Source organism: Vibrio sp. S17_S38 (assembly GCF_014694375.1).
Taxonomy (GTDB): domain Bacteria; phylum Pseudomonadota; class Gammaproteobacteria; order Enterobacterales; family Vibrionaceae; genus Vibrio.
On the sequence record NZ_JAAUWW010000001.1, the window covers coordinates 282,841 to 304,002 of the forward strand.

The 21,162-nt window shown below is 41.0% G+C and carries 16 protein-coding genes; 4 read left to right on the forward strand and 12 right to left on the reverse strand.

Annotation, left to right across the window (positions count from 1 at the left end; genetic code table 11):
• Nucleotides 1–48: 48 nt before the first annotated feature.
• The gene (purN, locus tag HC725_RS01290) at nt 49–705 is read left to right on the forward strand and encodes a phosphoribosylglycinamide formyltransferase (protein WP_190329949.1); all 657 of its coding nucleotides are present in this window, start codon (nt 49–51) and stop codon (nt 703–705) included.
• 132 nt (nt 706–837) lie between these two features.
• Here purN and HC725_RS01295 read toward each other — a convergent pair whose 3' ends face one another.
• A complete protein-coding gene (locus tag HC725_RS01295) occupies nt 838–1,680 on the reverse strand; it encodes a class II glutamine amidotransferase (protein ID WP_190329950.1) in 843 nt (280 codons plus the stop codon).
• Nucleotides 1,681–1,691: 11 nt separating this feature from the next.
• Entirely contained in the window at nt 1,692–2,270 is a 579-nt protein-coding gene (gene lpcA, locus HC725_RS01300) for a D-sedoheptulose 7-phosphate isomerase (protein ID WP_190329951.1), read from the reverse strand.
• 300 nt (nt 2,271–2,570) lie between these two features.
• On the opposite strand from lpcA, the gene fadE reads away from it, so the two are divergent.
• On the forward strand, nt 2,571–5,060 hold the full coding sequence (fadE, locus tag HC725_RS01305; protein WP_190329952.1) for an acyl-CoA dehydrogenase FadE: 2,490 nt from the start codon (nt 2,571–2,573) through the stop codon (nt 5,058–5,060).
• Nucleotides 5,061–5,219: 159 nt separating this feature from the next.
• Here the strand turns inward: fadE and HC725_RS01310 are convergent, their stop codons facing one another.
• The 5 genes from HC725_RS01310 to dnaQ form a co-directional block, all read right to left on the reverse strand.
• Nucleotides 5,220–5,837 (reverse strand): LysE family transporter, encoded by a 618-nt coding sequence (locus HC725_RS01310; protein WP_190329953.1) that lies wholly within the window; start codon nt 5,835–5,837, stop codon nt 5,220–5,222.
• 178 nt (nt 5,838–6,015) lie between these two features.
• Complete coding sequence (locus HC725_RS01315) at nt 6,016–6,786, reverse strand: AraC family transcriptional regulator (protein WP_190329954.1); 771 nt, start codon at nt 6,784–6,786, stop codon at nt 6,016–6,018.
• Nucleotides 6,787–6,814: 28 nt separating this feature from the next.
• Entirely contained in the window at nt 6,815–8,527 is a 1,713-nt protein-coding gene (leuA, locus tag HC725_RS01320; RefSeq protein WP_190329955.1) for a 2-isopropylmalate synthase, read from the reverse strand.
• A gap of 338 nt (nt 8,528–8,865) precedes the next feature.
• On the reverse strand, nt 8,866–9,117 hold the full coding sequence (locus HC725_RS01325) for a DUF2999 family protein (RefSeq protein ID WP_190330005.1): 252 nt from the start codon (nt 9,115–9,117) through the stop codon (nt 8,866–8,868).
• Between the two features lie 33 nt (nt 9,118–9,150).
• Entirely contained in the window at nt 9,151–9,900 is a 750-nt protein-coding gene (dnaQ, locus tag HC725_RS01330; RefSeq protein WP_190329956.1) for a DNA polymerase III subunit epsilon, read from the reverse strand.
• Nucleotides 9,901–9,968: 68 nt separating this feature from the next.
• Between dnaQ and rnhA the strand changes: the two genes are divergently transcribed.
• Nucleotides 9,969–10,439, forward strand: coding sequence for a ribonuclease HI (gene rnhA / locus HC725_RS01335; RefSeq protein WP_190330006.1), 471 nt, complete (start codon nt 9,969–9,971; stop codon nt 10,437–10,439).
• A gap of 30 nt (nt 10,440–10,469) precedes the next feature.
• Here rnhA and tcdA read toward each other — a convergent pair whose 3' ends face one another.
• On the reverse strand, nt 10,470–11,282 hold the full coding sequence (tcdA, locus tag HC725_RS01340; RefSeq protein ID WP_190329957.1) for a tRNA cyclic N6-threonylcarbamoyladenosine(37) synthase TcdA: 813 nt from the start codon (nt 11,280–11,282) through the stop codon (nt 10,470–10,472).
• A gap of 143 nt (nt 11,283–11,425) precedes the next feature.
• Entirely contained in the window at nt 11,426–12,535 is a 1,110-nt protein-coding gene (gene mltA, locus HC725_RS01345; RefSeq protein ID WP_274601372.1) for a murein transglycosylase A, read from the reverse strand.
• A gap of 297 nt (nt 12,536–12,832) precedes the next feature.
• On the opposite strand from mltA, the gene argA reads away from it, so the two are divergent.
• Complete coding sequence (gene argA, locus HC725_RS01350) at nt 12,833–14,170, forward strand: amino-acid N-acetyltransferase (protein WP_190330008.1); 1,338 nt, start codon at nt 12,833–12,835, stop codon at nt 14,168–14,170.
• A 77-nt stretch (nt 14,171–14,247) separates the two neighbouring features.
• Here argA and HC725_RS01355 read toward each other — a convergent pair whose 3' ends face one another.
• The 3 genes from HC725_RS01355 to recB are packed head-to-tail and all read right to left on the reverse strand — an operon-like array spanning nt 14,248 to nt 20,878.
• Entirely contained in the window at nt 14,248–14,712 is a 465-nt protein-coding gene (locus tag HC725_RS01355) for a YhcH/YjgK/YiaL family protein (protein ID WP_190329958.1), read from the reverse strand.
• Between the two features lie 14 nt (nt 14,713–14,726).
• A complete protein-coding gene (recD, locus tag HC725_RS01360) occupies nt 14,727–17,087 on the reverse strand; it encodes an exodeoxyribonuclease V subunit alpha (protein ID WP_190329959.1) in 2,361 nt (786 codons plus the stop codon).
• A complete protein-coding gene (gene recB, locus HC725_RS01365) occupies nt 17,087–20,878 on the reverse strand; it encodes an exodeoxyribonuclease V subunit beta (RefSeq protein ID WP_190329960.1) in 3,792 nt (1,263 codons plus the stop codon). Before recB ends, recD begins: the two co-directional genes overlap by 1 nt.
• Nucleotides 20,879–21,162: the final 284 nt, after the last annotated feature.

Consider the following 21,162-nt stretch of genomic DNA (forward strand, 5'->3'; position numbering starts at 1 on the left):
TAATATGGATAAAGTCTAAGGGCTTAATTTTATCTGCAAGGTTATCAAATGAAAAATATTGTTGTTCTTATCTCTGGCTCTGGCAGTAATTTGCAAGCCATTATCGATATCTGTGAATCAGGGAAAATCCAAGCAAAAATCACCGCGGTATTTTCTAATAAACCCGATGCTTACGGACTAGAACGAGCAAAGACTCACGGTATTCCTGCTCATTCTCTTTCTGTTCAAGATTATTTAGGAGGCGAAGGCAAGCCAGACCGCCAAGCTTTTGATACTGAATTGATGGCCCAAATTGATACTTATCAACCTGACTTGATTATTCTTGCTGGCTATATGAGAATTTTAAGCCCGAATTTTGTACAGCATTATTTAGGTAAAATGCTCAACATCCATCCTTCTCTATTACCTAAGTATTCTGGTTTGCATACTCATCAGCGAGCTATTGATGCTGGTGACACTGAACATGGTACCAGCGTTCACTTTGTTACCGAAGAGCTAGACGGCGGCCCCGTTATTTTACAAGCGAAAGTGCCTGTGTTTGAAGATGATACCGCAGACGATTTGGCGCAAAGAGTTTTGGTGCAAGAGCATCATATTTATCCATTGGTGACCAAATGGTTTATCGAGGGTCGATTGAGTATGAAAGATCGCCAAGCCTACTTAGATGAGATAGCACTCGGATTACATGGCTACGCCGAAGATTAAAAAAATATATAAACGTACTATAAACAGCGCAAAGCACTAAAACAAAAAACTCGCCCAATTTAGGCGAGTTTTCTTTTAAAATAACACTATCTTTTGCATTAATTAACTGACTATAAATCAATATAATTAGTATTAAATATGCCCACCGGAGCATGGAGAACTTGGCTCTGAAAATGGAACATCGATCAGATCTAAGCTGTTATCCATAATCAACTCACCAAACTGAAATACACCATATTCACTCGGTTTCATTTTGTGCCAACGTTCGTTATCGGTCAGTGGTTGGGTTGCAATAATTGACACTACATCATTAGGCGTAGTTTCTTGTTGAAAATCGATCGATACTTCTTCGTCAATTAGTGTTGCCCTGCCAAATGGAGCCCGTCGTGTGATCCAATGTAAATTATTAGAGCAATACATCATCACAAATTCACCATCGCTCAATAGCATATTAAATACTCCCAATTGCTTTAATTCATCACAACATGACGCAATAAACTTAAACACTTCAGGCATAACACTAGAATGTGGTGGTTCGGGATATTTATCTTCTAATTGCTTTAATAGCCAACAAAATGATTTCTCACTGTCGGTTTCACCAATCGGACGATGTCGGCCTGTAAATAGATTATCGTAATCCGTTAATTGGCCATTATGGGCAAAAGTCCAATTCTTACCCCATAGCTCACGCGTAAAAGGATGAGTATTTTCTAAATTAACCTCACCACGATTAGCTTGTCGAATATGGCTGATCACTGCGCAACTTTTGATCGGATAACTTTGTACTAATTCAGCAATTTTTGAATGGCAACTCGGGTTAGGATCTTTAAAGTTACGACAGCCTTTGCCTTCATAAAAGGTGATCCCCCAGCCATCACGATGAGGGCCAGTTTTGCCCCCTCGCTGAATAAGTCCGGTAAAGCTAAAACAAATATCCGTTGGGACATTAGCACTCATGCCAAGTAGTTCACACATGGCAATATTCCTTATTTTTCCATCTCTTTCTCAATCAATTGGATCACAATATGAATGATTTTGATGTGAATTTCTTGAATGCGGTCAGCATAACCAAAGTGTGGAACTCGAATTTCAATATCCGCGATACCCGCCATTTTACCGCCATCTTTCCCGGTCAACGCAATTGTCTTCATGCCTTTTTCTTTCGCCGCTTCCATCGCTTTTAAAATATTACCCGAATTACCAGAAGTCGACAGACCAAAAACGACATCACCTTTAGAACCAACCGCTTCTAAATAGCGAGAAAAAACATATTCATAACCAAAATCATTACTCACACAAGACAGATGACTTGGATCTGAAATCGCAATGCCAGGATAACCAGGACGATTTTCACGATAACGCCCAGTTAACTCTTCCGCAAAATGCATCGCATCACAATGTGAGCCGCCATTACCACAAGACAATACCTTGCCACCTTGCTTAAATGAGTCTGCAATCATTTTTGCTGCCGCTTCAATTTGGTTTAGGTTATGGTCATCGCTTAAAAATTTATTTAATACATCAGCCGCTTCTGTCAATTCACTTCGGATTAAATCTTGATACATATTTATTATCCTTCTCTTAAATCTCTTTTAAAAAAGAGGAATGGCTCAGCTCAATCAGCTTATTTTCCTTAACTTGAGTGTACCTATAAAGCTAAAAGCCTGTCGACACAAAGCCACACTTTTTTACTTATAATGAACAAAAGTATTAGTAAAAAATTATTTTATGCTTGAGATCACTTTTCAACCACATTGCTATTTTACATTTTATCAACAAGACCATTACAATGAACAATCTGGTACGACCACTTAAAAGTTAAGCTTCCATTCATAGCTGAACTCATCACAATAAGGAATATAACCATGTTTATCCTGCTCTCTCTTCTCTTAGCCTTTATTGCACTTGGCATCTGTCTTTATCATCGCACTTCACAACTTATTACCTTAGCGATTGTTGGCGCTATTTTTGCGATAGCAACCCTGGTAACACAAACAACACCTATTTTATTTGGCTTATATATTATTGCTTGTGGGTTCATTGCGATTCCAAGCGTCCGTCGTCGTTTATTCAGTAAACCAACATTAACGGTATTTCGTAAGATATTACCCGCTATGTCACAAACTGAAAAAGAAGCCATTGATGCTGGCACCGTATGGTGGGAAGCCGAATTATTTAAAGGTAAACCAGATTGGAAAAAACTTAACGATATCAAAGCGCCGCAACTCAGTGTTGAAGAGCAAGCCTTCATTGATGGCCCAGTGAATGAAGTGTGTAAAATGGCCAATGACTTTGAGATCACACATGAATTAGCAGACTTACCACCAGAGATTTGGCAATACCTTAAAGATCATAAATTCTTCGCGATGATCATCAAGAAAAAATACGGCGGTTTAGAATTTTCAGCTTATGCACAATCGATCGTTTTGCAAAAACTGACTGGTGTCTCTGGCGTGTTGTCCTCAACTGTCGGCGTACCGAATTCTTTAGGCCCGGGTGAGTTATTGCAACATTACGGTACAAAGGAGCAACAAGATCACTACTTACCTCGCCTTGCTGAAGGCAAAGAAATTCCATGTTTTGCCTTAACTAGCCCAGAAGCAGGTTCTGATGCGGGCGCGATCCCAGATTACGGCATTGTGTGTAAAGGCCAATGGGAAGGCAAAGAAGTGTTGGGTATGAATCTAACATGGAATAAGCGTTACATTACTCTTGCCCCCGTGGCAACCGTATTAGGGCTAGCGTTTAAATTACAAGATCCTGATGGGTTACTCGGCATTAAAGACGATTCTGGTAATGATAAGAAAGATATAGGCATCACTTGCGCCTTAATCCCAACTAATATGGAAGGCGTTAAAATTGGTCGACGTCACTTCCCGCTGAACGTTCCTTTTCAAAATGGCCCTACTCAAGGAGACAATATTTTTGTGCCTCTAGATTTTATCATCGGTGGCCCAGCGATGGCAGGTCAAGGATGGCGCATGTTAGTGGAATGTTTATCTGTGGGTCGTGGCATCACTTTGCCTTCAAACTCGACAGGAGGAACCAAAACTGCAGCACTGGCAACGGGAGCTTACGCTCGAATTCGTCGCCAATTTAAACAACCGATTGGACATATGGAAGGCATTGAAGAACCATTAGCACGCCTAGCAGGTAACGCTTATATGATGGATGCGGCCAGCCAATTAACCGTTGCAGGTATTGATTTAGGCGAGAAGCCATCGGTTATTTCTGCCATTGTTAAATACCATTGTACTCATCGCGGTCAACGATGCTTAATTGATGCGATGGATATTGCGGGAGGTAAAGGCGTTTGCCTCGGCCCAGCTAACTTCTTAGCGCGTGGTTATCAAGGCTCACCCATTGCTGTGACGGTAGAAGGCGCGAATATTTTAACTCGATCAATGATCATTTATGGTCAAGGCGCGATCCGTTGTCATCCTTATGTGCTTGAAGAGATGGAAGCCGCTCATTCCACTGAACACAATGCATTAGCTCGTTTTGACAAAGCTTTATTTGGTCATGTTGGATTTAGCATGAGCAACGCAGTCCGCAGTTTGTGGCTTGGGATCACTGATGGTCGTGGTTCAAATGCACCGACCGATTCAAATATGACCGCACAGACGCGCGCTCAAATAAAACCGTATTACCAAAAACTGAACCGCTACAGTGCCAACATGGCGTTATTATCAGATGTTTCTATGGCGGTTCTAGGCGGTTCACTAAAACGTAAAGAGCGTCTATCAGCGCGTCTAGGTGACATACTCAGCCAGTTATATCTAAGCTCAGCGACATTAAAACGTTTCGAGATGGAAGGCTACCAAGAAGCTGATTTGCCTTTGGTACATTGGAGTGTGCAAGATAGCTTACGCCAAGCTGAAGAAGCGATTGCAGAACTACTGCGTAACTTCCCATCACGTAGCGCGGCAATGATGCTACGTATACTGATATTACCATTGGGAACAGTTCGCACCGCACCAAGCGACAAACTGGATAACCAAGTGGCACAGATATTACAAACGCCATCGGCTACTCGCTCTCGTATTGGGCGAAATCAATACCTTGCCCCAACTGAGCACAACCCTGCGGGTAAAATTGAACTCGCTTTAGAAACGATTCTGAGAGCTGAGCCAATTTTCGATGCTATTTGTAAAAAAGCAGAGAAACGCCGACCATTCACGCAGCTTGATAAAATCGCCGAACTTGGTTTAGGAAATAGCTGGATAACGGCAGAGGAAGCACAAATACTGCGCGATGCTGAAATCGTCCGTCTAGAAACCATCAATGTGGATGACTTTGACCCAAGCGAATTAATCGTAAAAAAGCAAAGTAAAGAAATGAGTCAAGTGGCGTAAAAGTTAAGCACCGTAAGGATCAGAAACATAAAGCACAGCGAATTGCCGCTGTGCTTTTCTATGAGGTGAACCGATTTATAAATTTAATTTTTAGAGTATGGTACCGACTAGTCACGCTTCCCATCAAACCAAGCCTTACCATTACCGACATTTGTTAGTTTATTGTTGGTCGCTAAATAGCAGATTAGCTCCAGATACAGCCAAAAAGATCGCACAAGTTCGATTAAAGCGCTTTGCCATTTTAGGCTTAGCAAACCACTGCCTTAGATATAAACCAAATGCAGCATAAATAGAAATCGCTACCATTTCCAATACTAGAAATGTACTACCCAATATGAAAAATTGTTCGCTGGCATTGGCAGAAGCATCGACAAACTGAGGGAGAAAAGCGGTAAATATTAAAATTGCTTTAGGATTACCAGCCGCTAGAACGAACTCTTGCTTTGCCAAACCAAAATGATTTCGGGTTCTGTCAATTTCGAATATTGGACTAGCTTCTGAACGCCAAAGATTAAACGCGATCCAAAGCAAATATGCGGCACCCAGTAGTTTTATCGTAAAAAATAGAGTCTCAGATGCATAAAGAACAACGGCCAAGCCTGAAGCAGTTAGAGTAATCATTGCTGAAAATGCGGTGACTCGGCCCAAACCAGCAATCAATGCAGACTGAAAGCCGTAACAACGTGCATTATTCATAGCAAGAAGATTATTGGGACCCGGTGTCATATTTAATGCGAAGCAAACCGGTATAAAAAAAATCAATTTCCAGATTTCCACTAAATCTCCTTAATAAACATTGTAAACACAACGGACAAATATAAACCTAACGCATCATTAGGGGGTGGCTGAATTCGTTACGATCTGTAAATCCTACATTGGATGCAACGAGCAAAACACTTTATTAATTTTTCACCACATGATGACATGAACGAAAGAAACTTACTTCGTCGTATATTTATGAACATCCAATATTTGAAGCATATTCTACAGGTGAAATGCCTACTCTACTTTTAAACATAGAACTAAATGAACTAGGACTTTCATATCCAACAGAAAGTGCAGCGTCTATCACATTGACACCTTGAGCCAATAATTCCATGCTTTCCAATAATCGCTTTCTTCGCAACCATTCCCCAAAACTTAGCCCAAGTTGTTGATGAAATTGACGAGATACTGTCTTGTCTGATATTTGTAATAATTTTGATGCATCCGAAGTTGACCAAGGATGGTCTAATCGTTTTGATATCTTGGTACATAGATCATAAAGGTGAGAGCTTTCTTTCGGCATAGGAACGTGAAAATCCAAAATATTAAGTATCCTTAACTCATCCAATATCAATTCAATAATTCGGCTTTCTCGACTTCCTTTAAGGAAAGGGTTTTTAATATTTACGGCTTGAATAATCAACGCTCTTAAAAGAGGAGTAACTTCGTATACTTGACATTGATTTGGTAAATCGGCTCTAGCAAGCGGATCAATAAATAATGTTTTTACGTCCACGGTACCAACAGTACGTAAACTATGGATCATCCCCTCTGGGATCCATAAACCTCTTCCGGGAGGAACAATCCAATCTCCTATTTCAGTCTCCACTTTAATCACACCACTCACAGTGTGAAGTAATTGAGTATTAGTATGAGAATGCGGAGGTTCGCAAGCATTATGAGAGTAATGATGAGCTATTGCCGTTACTGCTTGTTCCATCTGATCATTAACAAAATGCATATAACTCATCCCTTATCTATTTTTATACTTAACTCAAGGTGCTTTCTGGCATATCAGTTAATATGTGGGTTTTCTGCGTTGCTATTAGTAAATTACTAATAGCATTAAGTGTTGCCTGAAGAGAAGATCGAGTCGTATCGTTTTCTATAGAAACACCAAAAAAATGGTGATTGCCATCAGATTCACATTCAATATAAGAAATTGCTTTGCTGTGTGTCGAATCTCCTAATGTATGCTCAGAATAATTAACAATATTAATATCTATATCCAAGTATTCATTTAGCCCATTCAGTAAAGCACTCAATAAACCGTTACTTTTTCCTGATATTTTAAATATTTTATTCTTATATCCCACTTTAACAACAATACCTTGATCACTATTAGATGAGTCACTTTGGTAGTCAATCAACTTCAAGCTAACATAAGGATTAACGCCATAACTACGTCTGAATATATCCCACATTTCAGATAAACTGAGCTCTACCTCTGTTTTATCTAAAATATTCTGTACCTTTTTACTAAAATCTAATTGCAGCTTAGTTGGTAGTTTTAATCCATGATTTTGCTCTAACATCCAAGATGGACCACTTTTACCAGATTGGCTATTAACTTTGATAACTTCTTCATATGAGCAACCAACATCTTTAGGGTCTAAAGGTAAATATGGAATGTTCCATTTCTCTGATTGCCCAGAAGCATGCGCTTCAAATCCCTTCTTAATAGCATCTTGATGAGAACCAGAAAAAGCTGTGAATACAAGTTCACCGGAATAAGGATGCCGAGGGTGGATCGGAATATTAGTGCAAGACTCTATTATTTTGGCTGTTTTTCTAATATCAGAAAAATCTAATTTTGGATCGATACCTTGGGTATATAAGTTTAAAGCTAATATCGCAAGGTCTACATTTCCCGTTCTTTCCCCATTACCGAAAACACATCCTTCCACTCGTGTGGCCCCTGCAAGCTGAGCGAGTTCAGCGGCGGCAACACCAGTACCACGGTCGTTATGTGGATGGATGCTAATCGTGACACTTTCCATATCACTGAATGAGGTGCGAAATTTTTCAATTTGATCTGCATAAACGTTAGGAGTATTTACCTCCACAGTTGCAGGTAAATTTAATATTAAAGGACGGTCATTACTTGGCTGCCAAGCTTTTTTAACCGCTTCACAGATCTCCAATGAAAACTCAAGTTCTGTAAAACAAAAGGTTTCAGGAGAGTACTCCAAAGTCCATTGTGTCTGACATTGTTCATCACATAATCGTTTAATATGCAGTGTGCTTAACACCGCCATTTCAATAATTTCAGACTTACTTTTTTTAAACACCAACTCTCTAAATAATGGAGCGGTTGCATTATATAAATGAACAATCGCACGTGAAGCCCCTTGTAGAGATAGCAATGTTCTTTCGATTAGATCTGGTCTAGCTTGAGTAATAACTTGAATCCAAACATTATCGGGAATTTTATTCTGTTCAATTAAATATCGAACAAATTTGAAATCTGTTTGTGAAGCGGATGGAAAAGCGACTTCTATCTCTTTGAAACCACAGGTAATCAGATGGTCGAAAAGTAATGCCTTTTTTTCATGATTCATTGGTGTACTTAAAGCTTGATTTCCGTCTCGTAAATCAGTTGAGCACCAACGCGGCGCTTCCAATAATTGCTTTGATGGCCAAGTACGCTGTGGGTTGCTTACAACCGTAGCAGGATTATATTTTTTGGTTGGATTATTCATACTTTACTCCTATTAATTCTTATAGAGTAAAGACATGCGGAATAGAGTTCATATCGATTAAAGACACATAGCTGTCCAATTTAGACAAAAGGGAGTTAAAAACTCTGATGCTAAAATCCTTTTCCAGTATAAAAATAGTTTTAAGCCCTTCATATTGATTAGTTACACAAAGCATCTTTAATTTTCTGCTTATTTGTCCTGATATACGCTATGCCATTGCGATAAGCTTGAAAGATTACACCACTCTGAAATACTATAAACCAAGATCAAAAAAGGTCGTGAAAGGTGTTTTATTCAAACCCTGTCGCGACCATTAACTTAATTTTATGTAGATAGATTTACTTTTGTAGTTGTGCTTTCGCCGCTTCAACTTTTGAAAAATCTAACCCTAGCTCATCAACAGCTTCTTTAATCAAAGCAGGATTTTGCATCACCTGTCCCATCAATAATTGCAGTTGCTCTTGCGGTAGGCCTAACTGACTAATGGTTGCCATTGCAGCCAATGGATTTTGAGTCATAGTTTCAAATAACTCGCGGATCTGTGCATCACTAATATTGTTTTGTTTTAACAGGGCAATAATTGGGTTCATCATACTTACCTTATTTATTTTATTATTCAGTTACTAATTTTTAACGACTGTTTCGCGCCACAAACAAGCGCCTTTTTTAGCCACTAAATCTAAACGTTCTTCATGTTGTTTCTGTTCTTCATCACTCGCTTTTAATACTTTCAATACTCGCTCTGCAGAAACGCGACGAATGGTTTCACCCACGCCACCATCTTTAGACTGACCAGCATTAAATTGCATGCTAGTTTGTCCACCAGTCATCAGCAGATAAACATCGGCTAGAATCTCAGCATCGAGCAAAGCGCCGTGCAAGGTACGATGAGAATTATCAATACCGTAACGATCACATAAAATATCTAGATTATTTCGTTTGCCGGGGAAGATTTTTTTCGCCATTGCCAAGGTATCGGTAACCTTGCACAAGTCAGCAGTTTTTTCATTGCTACCATTGAGTTTGAATTCATAATCCATGAATCCCGTATCAAAGGGAGCGTTATGCGCGACCAGTTCAGCGCCACGAATAAAATCAATAAACTCTTGGTGAATCGCTTTATATTCTGGTTTCCCGACCAAGAATTCATCGGTAATACCGTGCACTCCAATCGCTTCAGGATCACTTAAGCGATCAGGCTTAATGTAGCAATGGAAATGCCTACCGGTCAGCTTACGATCAATAATTTCGACCGCACCAATCTCAATGATCCGGTGCCCCATATAAACTGGCCCACCTTCACGGTTCATACCTGTGGTTTCGGTATCCAGAACAATGATGCGGTCATGTGATGAATTGGTACTGGTATTCATAATAAACTCTATGTAAAACTATGAGGGTTTTAAGCCCCAGTAAAAAATTAAGGTAATCATACCAAATGATAACGAAACACGTTGAGATTTTCACAGATGGTTCTTGTTTAGGCAATCCTGGCCCAGGTGGTTACGGCATCGTTCTACGCTATAAAGAACAAGAAAAGTATTTATCGGAAGGATTTCAACAAACGACCAATAACCGCATGGAAATGATGGCAGCAGTGGTGGCATTAAAATCATTAAAAGAACCATGCAAGGTTACTTTAACCACTGATAGCCAATATGTTCGTCAAGGGATCACTCAATGGATCCATGGTTGGAAGAAAAAAAATTGGCAAACTTCAGCTAAGAAACCAGTAAAAAATGTCGATTTATGGAAAGCACTAGACACCGAAACCGCTCGCCATGAAGTTGAATGGAAATGGGTTAAAGGTCATGCGGGACATCGTGAAAATGAAATATGTGATGATTTAGCACGCACTGCAGCAGAGTCACCAACCCGCGCAGACGAAGGATTTCAGCCGAGTGAAAAATAATAAGAATTGAATGGCGAGAACGCTTCGCTTTTAGTTCTTATTTTTCGCTTTCAAAAGAATTTTTTCAACGATTTTCGCCACTGCCACAAATCCAAAGCTAGCGGTAACAACGGTTGCCGCGCCAAAGCCACTGGCACAATCCATACGTTTTGGTCCTTCAGCCGTCGATTTAACGCCACATACGCTACCATCCGGTTGTGGATATTTCAGTTGCTCGGTTGAGAACACACAATCAATACCAAACTTACGCTGTGGATTTTTACTAAAATTATGAAAACGACGTAAGGTATCTTTAAGCTTTTTAGCCAGTGGATCTTGCACGGTTTTCGATAAATCCGCGACTTTAATTTGGGTAGGATCCACTTGCCCACCCGCGCCGCCTATCGTGATCACTTTGATTTTATTACTGCGACAATAAGCTAATAATGCGGCTTTCGGCTTCAAACTATCAATCGCATCTAGCACGTAATCGAAGTCTTTTGAAATATAGTCAGCAATATTCTCTGGCGTAATAAAGTCATCAATTAATGCCACTTCACACTCTGGATTAATCAGCCTTACTCGTTCAGCCATCACTTCTATTTTGCTCTGCCCTACTGTGCCGGTCATCGCATGAATTTGGCGGTTAATATTGGTCACGCACACATCATCCATATCAACGAGGGTTAAATGCCCAACACCTGTACGCGCTAAGGCTTCCACCGCCCACGATCCCACACCACCAATCCCAATCACACACACATGTGCAGCACGCAGAATATCGACTTCACTATTGCCATATAAACGGCGAGTGCCACCAAATCGTTGGTTATAGCTGTCAGATGCTGGTTGCAGTGTTTTCATAATGGAGCCTTTATGTACTCGAACAAGAGGAAGCAGAGAATAAAAAAGAGCGCGCATTATACCTATCTTAAGGCTAATACACACTCTTTCATCGGTTCTGATATTTGAAGACTAGAGTTAACTATAAAACCTAACGATTAATCTTAGTTCGATGGGATCTGTAATGGTGGCGCGGTTAAATCCAACTTCCACACTCGACCGAAATGACGATAATGACCAGCAGCAATGCCTGCTCGAGCGCCCATTCCATGATACAAATCTAAATGACCACCTTTCACTGCGCCGCCAGTATCAAGCACGATCATCAGCTTCATAATATGCACACCTGTCCACTTCCCATTCGCATCCAATAATGGTATTTCGGCAAGGATAGGGGTTCCCATAGGAAAAATACTACGGTCACCAGCTACTGATGCCATTGGTAAGAGAGGAATACCTGCCGAACCCGCCACTTGCGCACCTGGTTGGCGATCAAAAAATACATACGATGGATTTTGTTCTAGCAATTCTTTCACTGTGGCAGGATCACTTTTCGCCACCCAGTCTTTTATCGCCTTCATCGACATTTTTTCTTTGGGAATAATGCCACGTTCAATCAACACTCGGCCAATGCTGACATAAGGATGGTTGTTTTTCCCACCATAGGCAAAATACTCAAGATCATCATTATCAGCATAATGAACAAAACCACTGCCCTGCACTTCCATCAAAAATGGATCAATCATATTGGATGCATAACCAAGCACTAGCCCTTTACCGTCTAATGCACCATCATAAATCTGTGCACGAGTTGGGCACACTGCGCCACATTCAGGCTTGCCATAAACGGGATATTTAAACAGATGATCGGGAGTATGACGCATCTCAATCACTGGTGAAAAATAACCAGTAAATAAAATATTACCTTTTTTATCAGCCCCACCTAATTGATCAAAATTAACCCCGTATTTCGCTAACTCATTAGGATCGCCACTTTCTTGCGCCCACACATTTAATTGTGCATACAAATTATGATACTTAGCTTTTAAAGAGGGGGATTTTTTTTCTACCTCCTCTGCTTGAGCGGCAAAGGTGGTGTAATCACGTGAAGCATCAGAGTCGACATTATCTTCCGAGGTTAAGGTTGACGGTAAATCACCATCTAGATACTGCTGGCCTCGGTCGGTTGGATTAGCACAACCGAACATAACAAAGACGGCACTACAAACTAAAGTCAATTTTGCATAACGCTTAGTTACAGACCAAGAAGACAATGAAAATGGGAAAACAGGAGAAAACGAAAAAAGTTTTAGCACAAAAATCACCGTAAATGAGTTAACTCAAGAGTTGGCACGCAGCATGACAAAATTACACTAGTGACACAATACTCTGAAATATTTATCAACATTTTATTTACTTTGTTAACTCATCTGTCATCACAATGTCATTGCCACAAAGTATTCATAAGTAATCAAAATCGACTCACTAACACCTCACATTAGTTAAAAATAATGATTGCAGAAAAATGAATTTTTAGTCATTATTTTAAAATAAATAGTCAACAAGGTTATATTGAAATGCGTAGTACTGCATTAGTGAAAGGATTCCGTCAGTCCGCCCCTTACGTTAACGCCCATCGTGGAAAAACCATGGTGATCATGCTTGGCGGTGAAGCATTTAGCGAAAGCAACTTTGATAACATCATCAATGATATTGCATTGCTGCACAGCTTGGGTGTCCGGATTGTTTTGGTGTACGGCGCTCGACCACAAATTAATCTCAACCTGTCTAAACATCATTGTGAATCCTCTTACCACAAAGGGATCCGCGTCACCAATGAAGACGCTCTTGGAATTGCGATGCAAGCGGCTGGTCAACTGCAACTCGCCATTACTGCACGACTTTCTATGAGCTTGCGAAATACGCCCATGCAAGGCACCCAACTCAATGTCGCCAGTGGTAATTTTATTATCGCCCAACCTCTTGGTGTCGACGATGGTGTCGATTATTGCCACAGTGGTAAGGTGCGCCGAATAGATCATGCCGCGATTAATCGCATGTTGGACATGGGATCGATTGTATTATTAGGTCCAATTGCCAGCTCTGTTACTGGTGAAAGTTTTAATCTGATGTACGAAGATGTGGCAACCCAAGTCGCAATTCGACTCAAGGCTGATAAGTTGATTGGGTTTTGTTCCGAGCAAGGCATCATCGATGAACATAACCGAGTCATCCCTGAACTATTTCCAAGTAGCGCAGAAAAAATCGTACAAAATATGGAAGCGCAACCGGACATAGAAAATGGTCACTCTAGTGGCACATTTCGTTTTTTACGCGGGGCGATTACAGCTTGCCGTGCGGGAGTGCCTCGTTGTCACCTCGTCAGTTACAAAGAAGATGGCGCACTACTACAAGAATTATTTTCATTTGATGGGATTGGTACACAAATCGTTATGGCAAGTGCCGAACAAACCAGAAATGCAGAGATCAATGACATTGGTGGCATTTTAGATTTAATCCAGCCATTAGAAGAGCAAGGCATTCTCGTTCGCCGTTCAAGAGAACAATTAGAGCAAGAGATCCATCAATTCACGATTATAGAAAAAGACAGCCTGATCATTGGCTGCGCAGCACTTTATCCTTATGTTGATGATAAAATGGCAGAAATGGCGTGTGTCGCAATTCATCCTGATTATCGAGATGGTGATCGTGGGGCATTATTGCTTAATCACATGCGCCAACAAACCAAGCAAAAAGGGATTGATAAACTTTTTGTTCTCACCACACACAGCTTGCATTGGTTCAGAGAACAAGGTTTTGTGGAAGTGGGGGTAGAATCTCTGCCGATGGCAAAACAAGGTTTGTATAACTATCAGCGAAAATCGAAAATATTAGTGCTGAAAGTATAAAATCCGAAATATAACTCAAAACAAAAAATGCTTCGTATAGCCTCATCACGAAGCATTTTATTCTCTGTCGAGCGAATCTAAATCATGCTCTTATGCACTTTAACTACAATTTTACGCAACGCCATCGGTTCACGCGTCGCACATTGAGGACGATGCGATTCACCCGGATAGAAAATAATAAAATCACCTGAACGCAGTGAAATAAAACTCTCATTACTCACTTCATTAAACAGCAATACATCATTAGTGTAATCAGGCTTATCTAATAAAGCTTGCGGGGTTTCGATCGAATATCCAAAGGTTTCCTCCCCTTCTAGCAGAAGTTGAATATCCAGATGATCGCGATGAATTTCCGTTTTTCGATCTTCCCTAGGCTCGGTTTCTGGTGTCATTAAAACACAAAATACCTTATCGCCATCAATATCATAACGGCCGTTTTCTTCATTTTCTGCAGCAATTTTCACTGCTTTCTCAAGGTAACTTAAAAAATGAGCAGGAAGAAAAGTGCTCCACTCCAACCGATTTACATTTCCGAAAAACATACGCTACCTGTCCATTACTTATAATTAGTTAACTTCTCGCTCAAGCCACTGGTGCGCTTGGTTTTTATTGAAATACCTTGCGCTAGCACTTGAGGATTGGCAAATAAATCTAAACGCGATTTTGCTCGAGTAACACCAGTATAAATCAACTCCTTAGTTAAGATAGGGTTTAATTTAGCTGGTAGCAGCAATATTGTGTGATCAAATTCACTTCCTTGAGATTTATGAATGGTCATTGCAAAAGCGAGTTCATGAACAGGAATACGGCTAGGAAGAATACCCTTGATGCGGCCATCTGGCATTTCGAAATATACTCGCAATCTTGGATTGTTTTCCGACTCATCAAGTAGACACATACCGATATCGCCATTATGTAAACCTAATGCCGAATCATTTTGACTGATCATTATCGGTTTACCCACATACCATTTCTCGCTTTCAACCGGTTGAATTAAACATTGTTGGGATAACGCCTTCTCGATCTCGCTGTTCATTCCAACTACGCCATATTCTCCTTCCCGTACCGCACACAATAATCGAGTCCTTGAAAAAGCATTGAGCACATGGCGAGCTTTTTTCTCCATTAAGGTTTTCAGCGCCACTTCAGATTGACGATTGCTCACGATAGGAAGAGATAAACCCGTGCAATAAGCTTGATAACCTTTCACTAAAAGGGACAACAAATGGGGTTGAATTTGTTTTTGAGTCAGCCTTTCATTATCACCAACAGCCGTAGCTAAAGTGCTATCAACAGAAAGATCTTGCTCACGATAAAATGGGTATAAGGCAATATCTTCAAAGCCTTGTTGCCAAGTCAGCTGCATTTTTTGTGCATCACCTGCATTTATCGCTTGAGCAAGTTGACCGATCCCTGAACGAGCATGGAAGCGATAGCTCTTTTGCAACATGCATAAACTATCCGCAATCGCACTGCCTTGGGCCGCAACAGGCAAAGATTCAAACCCAGTTAACCTAGAGAGTGTTTGTAGATAATTGGTTTGATAACCAATGGAGGAAAACTGACATATATCGCCAAGAATTGCGCCCGCTTCCACCGAAGACAGCTGATCTTTATCGCCCAATAAAATCAATCTCGCCTGCTTAGGTAGCGCTTCAAGCAATCGGAACATCATAGGCAAATCTATCATCGACGCTTCATCCACCACTAAAATATCCACATGCAGCGGGTTATTGCGATTGTATTGATAAGCGACTGTATTAGGGCGTGCCCCCAAAAGACGGTGAATAGTGCTAGATTGAGAAGGTAATAGTGCTTTTATGTTAGGTGCAATCGGAAGCTGCTCTATTGCACTACCAATCGATTCAGTTAAACGCGCAGCCGCTTTACCCGTTGGTGCCACCAGCTTAATCGTAGGTACACAAGCAGTCGATGAACTTGACTCCCCTAACGATTGCTCAATCAAAGCGGCCAGTAATTTCACCACCGTTGTCGTTTTGCCCGTTCCTGGACCACCAGAAATCACCGCAAACCGACGAGATAACGCCACGGCTGCCGCCACCTTTTGCCAATTTAAACAGACCGATGTTGGTACTAAAGAATCTAAAGCTTGTAGATCACTGACCGATGTCGCTTGCGTCAAAACGCTATCAATTGCGCTCCAATCTAGTACTTGAGAGGCGTTTGTTTTTTTCAGAACATCAGATTCAAATTGTACATCCAACATTTCACACACCCATCGCTGGCGCTGAACTTGGTTCGATTCTCGTGGCGAAATAGCTTGCCATAAATAGGAATAATCTCGCTCAAATAGGCGATTCAATGTCTGCGCTATATTTTCAATATCGCGTGTGCTTAATGCTAATGGTTCTGCACGTTGGCGCAACTGATCTGCTACTTGCGTTTCATATTGCCAATAGCGATGTAAGTAAATACGGCGATTTTCCAACACTAAAGGCTTCGGGGATATTTGCCCTAACGTAGTTAATGACGGCGCAGATTCCACTAATGATGATGCAAGGCAAAGTGACTGCCAATCAATGTGAACTAGGCTCTCAACCCATTCACCATATTGTTGCTGTAACTCAGGTTGACGCTTGAATAAAAACCTCAGCGATAAGCTCTGCACGAGATCCCACTCATCTAAATTTAAACAGATATGACCTCGACCAAATTCATAACTCACCATACAAGTAAGTAATGCCATTGAATCTGCGTTTAGCTTTTGTTGATCAGAAAGTAAAAATTGTTGATCGGTGTTCACCACTTTCTGATCAGCGAGTAACGATTGTTGGTGTACCCAAGTGGCTAACTGCACATCGATCGCTCTAAATACACCGTGTTGTTGTAGTAATTTCATAAAGGTGAGCGCACGATTACTGCTATTTTCACAATGACTTTGAACCGTCGTATTCATCAAAAAAGCTCTCCTTGTTGCTGAGTATCATTACTTATTTTTCGGTTTTTTTTGACGACGGGAGGTGTATCTGCGATCAGATTATCCAACTCATCTAATAACTCAAAACTTGGCCTGGTATGAAAAACACCATTCGGCAAAGCATTTGATTGTGTCAACTCTGCTGGATTTGAAAAACCACGCAAGAATAAATAATACACACCACCAAAATGCGTCTCGTAATCATAATTTGCTAAACGACTGCGTAAAAATCGATGTAAGGCTAATGAATAGAGCTGATATTGCAGATCATATCGATGTTCAAGCATCGCTTGTTGTAATTGATTTGGTTGATAGTCTTGATAGTGATCGCCCAGATGATTCGATTTCCAATCCAAAACGTAATATTGGCCTTGATGCTCAAACACCAAGTCAATAAAACCTTTCAGCATCCCTTGTAGTGGTCGATCGTTTAGAGAAAAACCACCTAAGTCTGGTGCTTGAGCGGACAGTTCATCATACTTATGAGTCACCCGATTAATCGCCGCTGCCGAGAGCGTTTCGATTGGCAATAAAAATTCCATCTCCACCAAACGCTGTGCCTGGCCTTTACTCGATAAACATAAATCTTTCCCATCTAATCGGGTATTAAGCACATTATCAACCATGACTTGCAGTGTTGGTAACCATTCAAGTGGGTAATCTTCTTGCTGCAATAAACGCTCAATAACCGCCGTATTCTCAATGCTCGTTGCCGCTTGAGTAAATTCAATTTGTTCAAAAACAGTATGCAAAAACGTTCCCGGCCTAGCGCCACGTGGAAAGGCAAACATCGACCACAGATCCACTTCAGCCAAAGCTTGAGGATCATCATGTTCCTCAAGCTCCCCAGATACCAAAGAGACGATATCGCTTGATGTTACTTGATCAGAAAAATCAATTGCCGCGTCGCTGTCTATGGGCTTTTCTAAATCAACAGACGCATCAAAATCTGATCGCAATGCTAGTTCATCTCCAACATGAAGATGAGACTGTTTAATCAAACTTGAATAGCTAGTCATACGCCAACGACGATCAATACGAGCTTGTAATTGCAGAGCTTTATAATCGGTTAACTCATTGGTTGCGGGAAGATAAGCACTATCTGGTCTTTCAGGTAAAACCTGACAAATATGAATCGCTGGCACTTTTTCCGCCAACTGTTCACAAGCTTGCGTCAACTCACTCGCCTCCACTTGCTGATGATGCTGCAATAAATATCCCATTGCACTTAAGTGCGCCGTCGATTTTTTACCATTGCCTTTTTTAAGAGACGTAATACCAATAAATATCCCATAAACCGCACGCGTTAAACCGACATATAGCAGGCGTAAATCTTCAGCTAAACGTTCTTTTTCTGCCAGTTCCATCCCGTCTTCTGGTTTAGATAAATCGAGGACGGTTTTTTGATCTTCATGGCGGTAAAATTTCGCCACCTTACTTTCGCGATAATTCATCACAAATGGCATGAACACCAAATCATATTCCAGCCCTTTGGATTTATGAATCGTGATGATCTGCACTAGATTTCGCTCTGATTCCAAACGCTGAATTTGATCGCCCGCATCACCATCATGTTGCTCAATATTATCGGCCAGCCAACGGATCAAAGCACTTTCACCATCCAAAGATAAACTGGCTTGCTGGATCAATTCGGCCAAGTGCAATAAATCGGTCAGTTTGCGCTCGCCTTCATGATCTAAATCCGCATCATGATGAGCGCGACCCAATAAACGCTCCGCAATTTCACGTTGAGTGAGAACCGCACGGATCATCGGTAATACGCCGCGTGTTAACCAAACATGCTGGTAGCGTTCAAATTCATTAACGACATTTTCCCACGCATTTTCATCGTTATTAAAATTGTCTAATTCACTGAGACTCAAAGCAAATAAGTCACTGGCTAGCATCGCGCGCAACGATCTTGCATCACTTGGATTGAGCGCTGCGGTTAATAAACGCAACACATCTTTTGCCACCACGCTATCAAATACACTGTCTCGATTGGATAAGTAAACGCTGGCAATCCCTTGTTGAGATAACGCTTGCTTCACTTGTTTAGCCTCACGCCCTGTTCTTACAAGTACTGCAATGTTATTGGCTTGGATTTGATGTGCCTGTCCTTTTTTATCGCTAAATATGGCGTTGCCTTGTTGGGCTGAAGACAGAATTTCATTAATCTTATAAGCGGTAGAATTAGCCATCATTGAGGTATAAGCATCACTTGAAACAGGCGCGCCATCATCACTTTTTTGCAGCCACACATTAAAAGCTGCTTGTGGTTTTTCATTAAGTGACCACTGCATATTCTCGGCGTTAGGACTGGCGTTGACGGGTAGAAATGGAATATCGTCGTCATAAACAAATGGGCGGTCATCAAATTCAAAAATGCCATTAACACCACTAATCACCGCTTGGCTTGAACGCCAGTTAGTATCTAAGGTGTAATGATCTGCCACTTCGTTTCTTGCTTGAATATAGGTAAAAATATCCGCACCACGGAATCCATAAATAGCTTGTTTAGGATCGCCAATCATGAATAAACCACATTGTGGATGCTCAAGATAAATCCGGCTAAAAATACGATATTGCAATGGATCGGTATCTTGGAATTCATCGATCATCGCCACCGGAAATAACTGACGAATACGCTCAGTCAGCAAACCTTGTTTATCGTTTTCAATCGCACCGCCAAGCTGACTCAATAAATCATCAAACGACAACCAACTGTGTGCTTGCTTTGCTTGTAGTAGCATGGCTCGGCACTGAGTAATCGCGCGATATTTAAACTGCAACCCAAAGTCTGGTTGGTTATCAATGAGCTCATCAATAGCAGAAAATACCGCATGACTGGCTGGCTGACCTTTCTTCGTTTTACTATTAATGACGCTTTGTGCGAAACGCTCGACATTGTCTGGCACAAATCCAGAAACATCATGGCGCTGCGCCCAATCAGAAATTTGTTCAATCCAATTAGGTAAATGGCGTGAACTGTAAGAACGTTTATCAACACCGGAATTACTGATCACATCAAAAAAATTGACCTCAGCATTGCGCCATAGCTGCTTTACGTTATCAATCCGATCAATATGCTTTTGCTGTAATGCTTCTAAATCCGCGTCGAGATCCACTTTAGGAAAACTTAATGCTTCACCTGATAAATAGTTAGAAATCTCATGCAATAAATCTTGAGGAGAAGACCACAATTGGCTGACTTTCGCGGCTAAACTGGCGGACATTGGGTAAAAATTACGACGCCAATAATCACTCACCACTTGCAGTTTCAATTGGCTTTCATCGGTCAATAATTCATTTTGAAAACGGCTACCCGATTCAAACGCATTTTGAGTGAGCATGCGCTGACAAAAACCATGAATGGTAAAGATTGCCGCTTCATCCATTTGACGTTCGGCCTGCAATAAAATAGGCACCGCGGTTTGATGATCAGGAAAATCAAGCAATAGCTGGTTAATAATAGGATCATTACTTTGACCGCGACGAAATGCGATTCGAGCTTCATGAATACGGCTACGAATACGCCCACGTAATTCCATTGTTGCCGCTTCGGTAAAGGTCACCACCAAAATTTGGTCAACGGTTAATGGTTGGCAATGGGCCGAACCTTCCAGCCCATCGATAGGATTACTTCCATGCCCAAGTAATAGGCGTAAATATAAGGCGGCAATCGTGAACGTTTTCCCTGTTCCCGCCGACGCTTCAATAAGACGTGCGCCATGCAGGGGAAAAGTCATGCTATTAAGAGATTGAGCCATATTATTGCTGTCCTATTTCTATACACAAATGAGCGCAAGTGTGATCTGGTGCTTAATTTATAATGATGATTTATCGATAAATTCATCAATTTTAGAGAGTGAGAATAGCCTCACGTTTTTTATACTCCGGCGCGATTAGTATCGCACCCTAGAAAATCCAATAATGATCTATCGATTAAAGCCGCACTCTCTTATTTTTCTTCTAGTTGAAGATGAAGATGATTGAGTTCTTTAATCACTAAGATAGACAAAACAAAAGTCGCTCAATAAAACGAAAATAGAAC

What these genes read in the sequence shown, in the direction of transcription:
- purN (WP_190329949.1), top strand. Translation starts at nt 49, where the DNA reads ATGAAAAATATTGTTGTTCTTATCTCTGGCTCTGGCAGTAATTTGCAA.
- HC725_RS01295 (WP_190329950.1), bottom strand. Translation starts at nt 1,680, where the DNA reads ATGTGTGAACTACTTGGCATGAGTGCTAATGTCCCAACGGATATTTGT.
- lpcA (WP_190329951.1), bottom strand. Translation starts at nt 2,270, where the DNA reads ATGTATCAAGATTTAATCCGAAGTGAATTGACAGAAGCGGCTGATGTA.
- fadE (WP_190329952.1), top strand. Translation starts at nt 2,571, where the DNA reads ATGTTTATCCTGCTCTCTCTTCTCTTAGCCTTTATTGCACTTGGCATC.
- HC725_RS01315 (WP_190329954.1), bottom strand. Translation starts at nt 6,786, where the DNA reads ATGCATTTTGTTAATGATCAGATGGAACAAGCAGTAACGGCAATAGCT.
- leuA (WP_190329955.1), bottom strand. Translation starts at nt 8,527, where the DNA reads ATGAATAATCCAACCAAAAAATATAATCCTGCTACGGTTGTAAGCAAC.
- HC725_RS01325 (WP_190330005.1), bottom strand. Translation starts at nt 9,117, where the DNA reads ATGAACCCAATTATTGCCCTGTTAAAACAAAACAATATTAGTGATGCA.
- dnaQ (WP_190329956.1), bottom strand. Translation starts at nt 9,900, where the DNA reads ATGAATACCAGTACCAATTCATCACATGACCGCATCATTGTTCTGGAT.
- tcdA (WP_190329957.1), bottom strand. Translation starts at nt 11,282, where the DNA reads ATGAAAACACTGCAACCAGCATCTGACAGCTATAACCAACGATTTGGT.
- HC725_RS01355 (WP_190329958.1), bottom strand. Translation starts at nt 14,712, where the DNA reads ATGTTTTTCGGAAATGTAAATCGGTTGGAGTGGAGCACTTTTCTTCCT.
- recD (WP_190329959.1), bottom strand. Translation starts at nt 17,087, where the DNA reads ATGAATACGACGGTTCAAAGTCATTGTGAAAATAGCAGTAATCGTGCG.
- recB (WP_190329960.1), bottom strand. Translation starts at nt 20,878, where the DNA reads ATGGCTCAATCTCTTAATAGCATGACTTTTCCCCTGCATGGCGCACGT.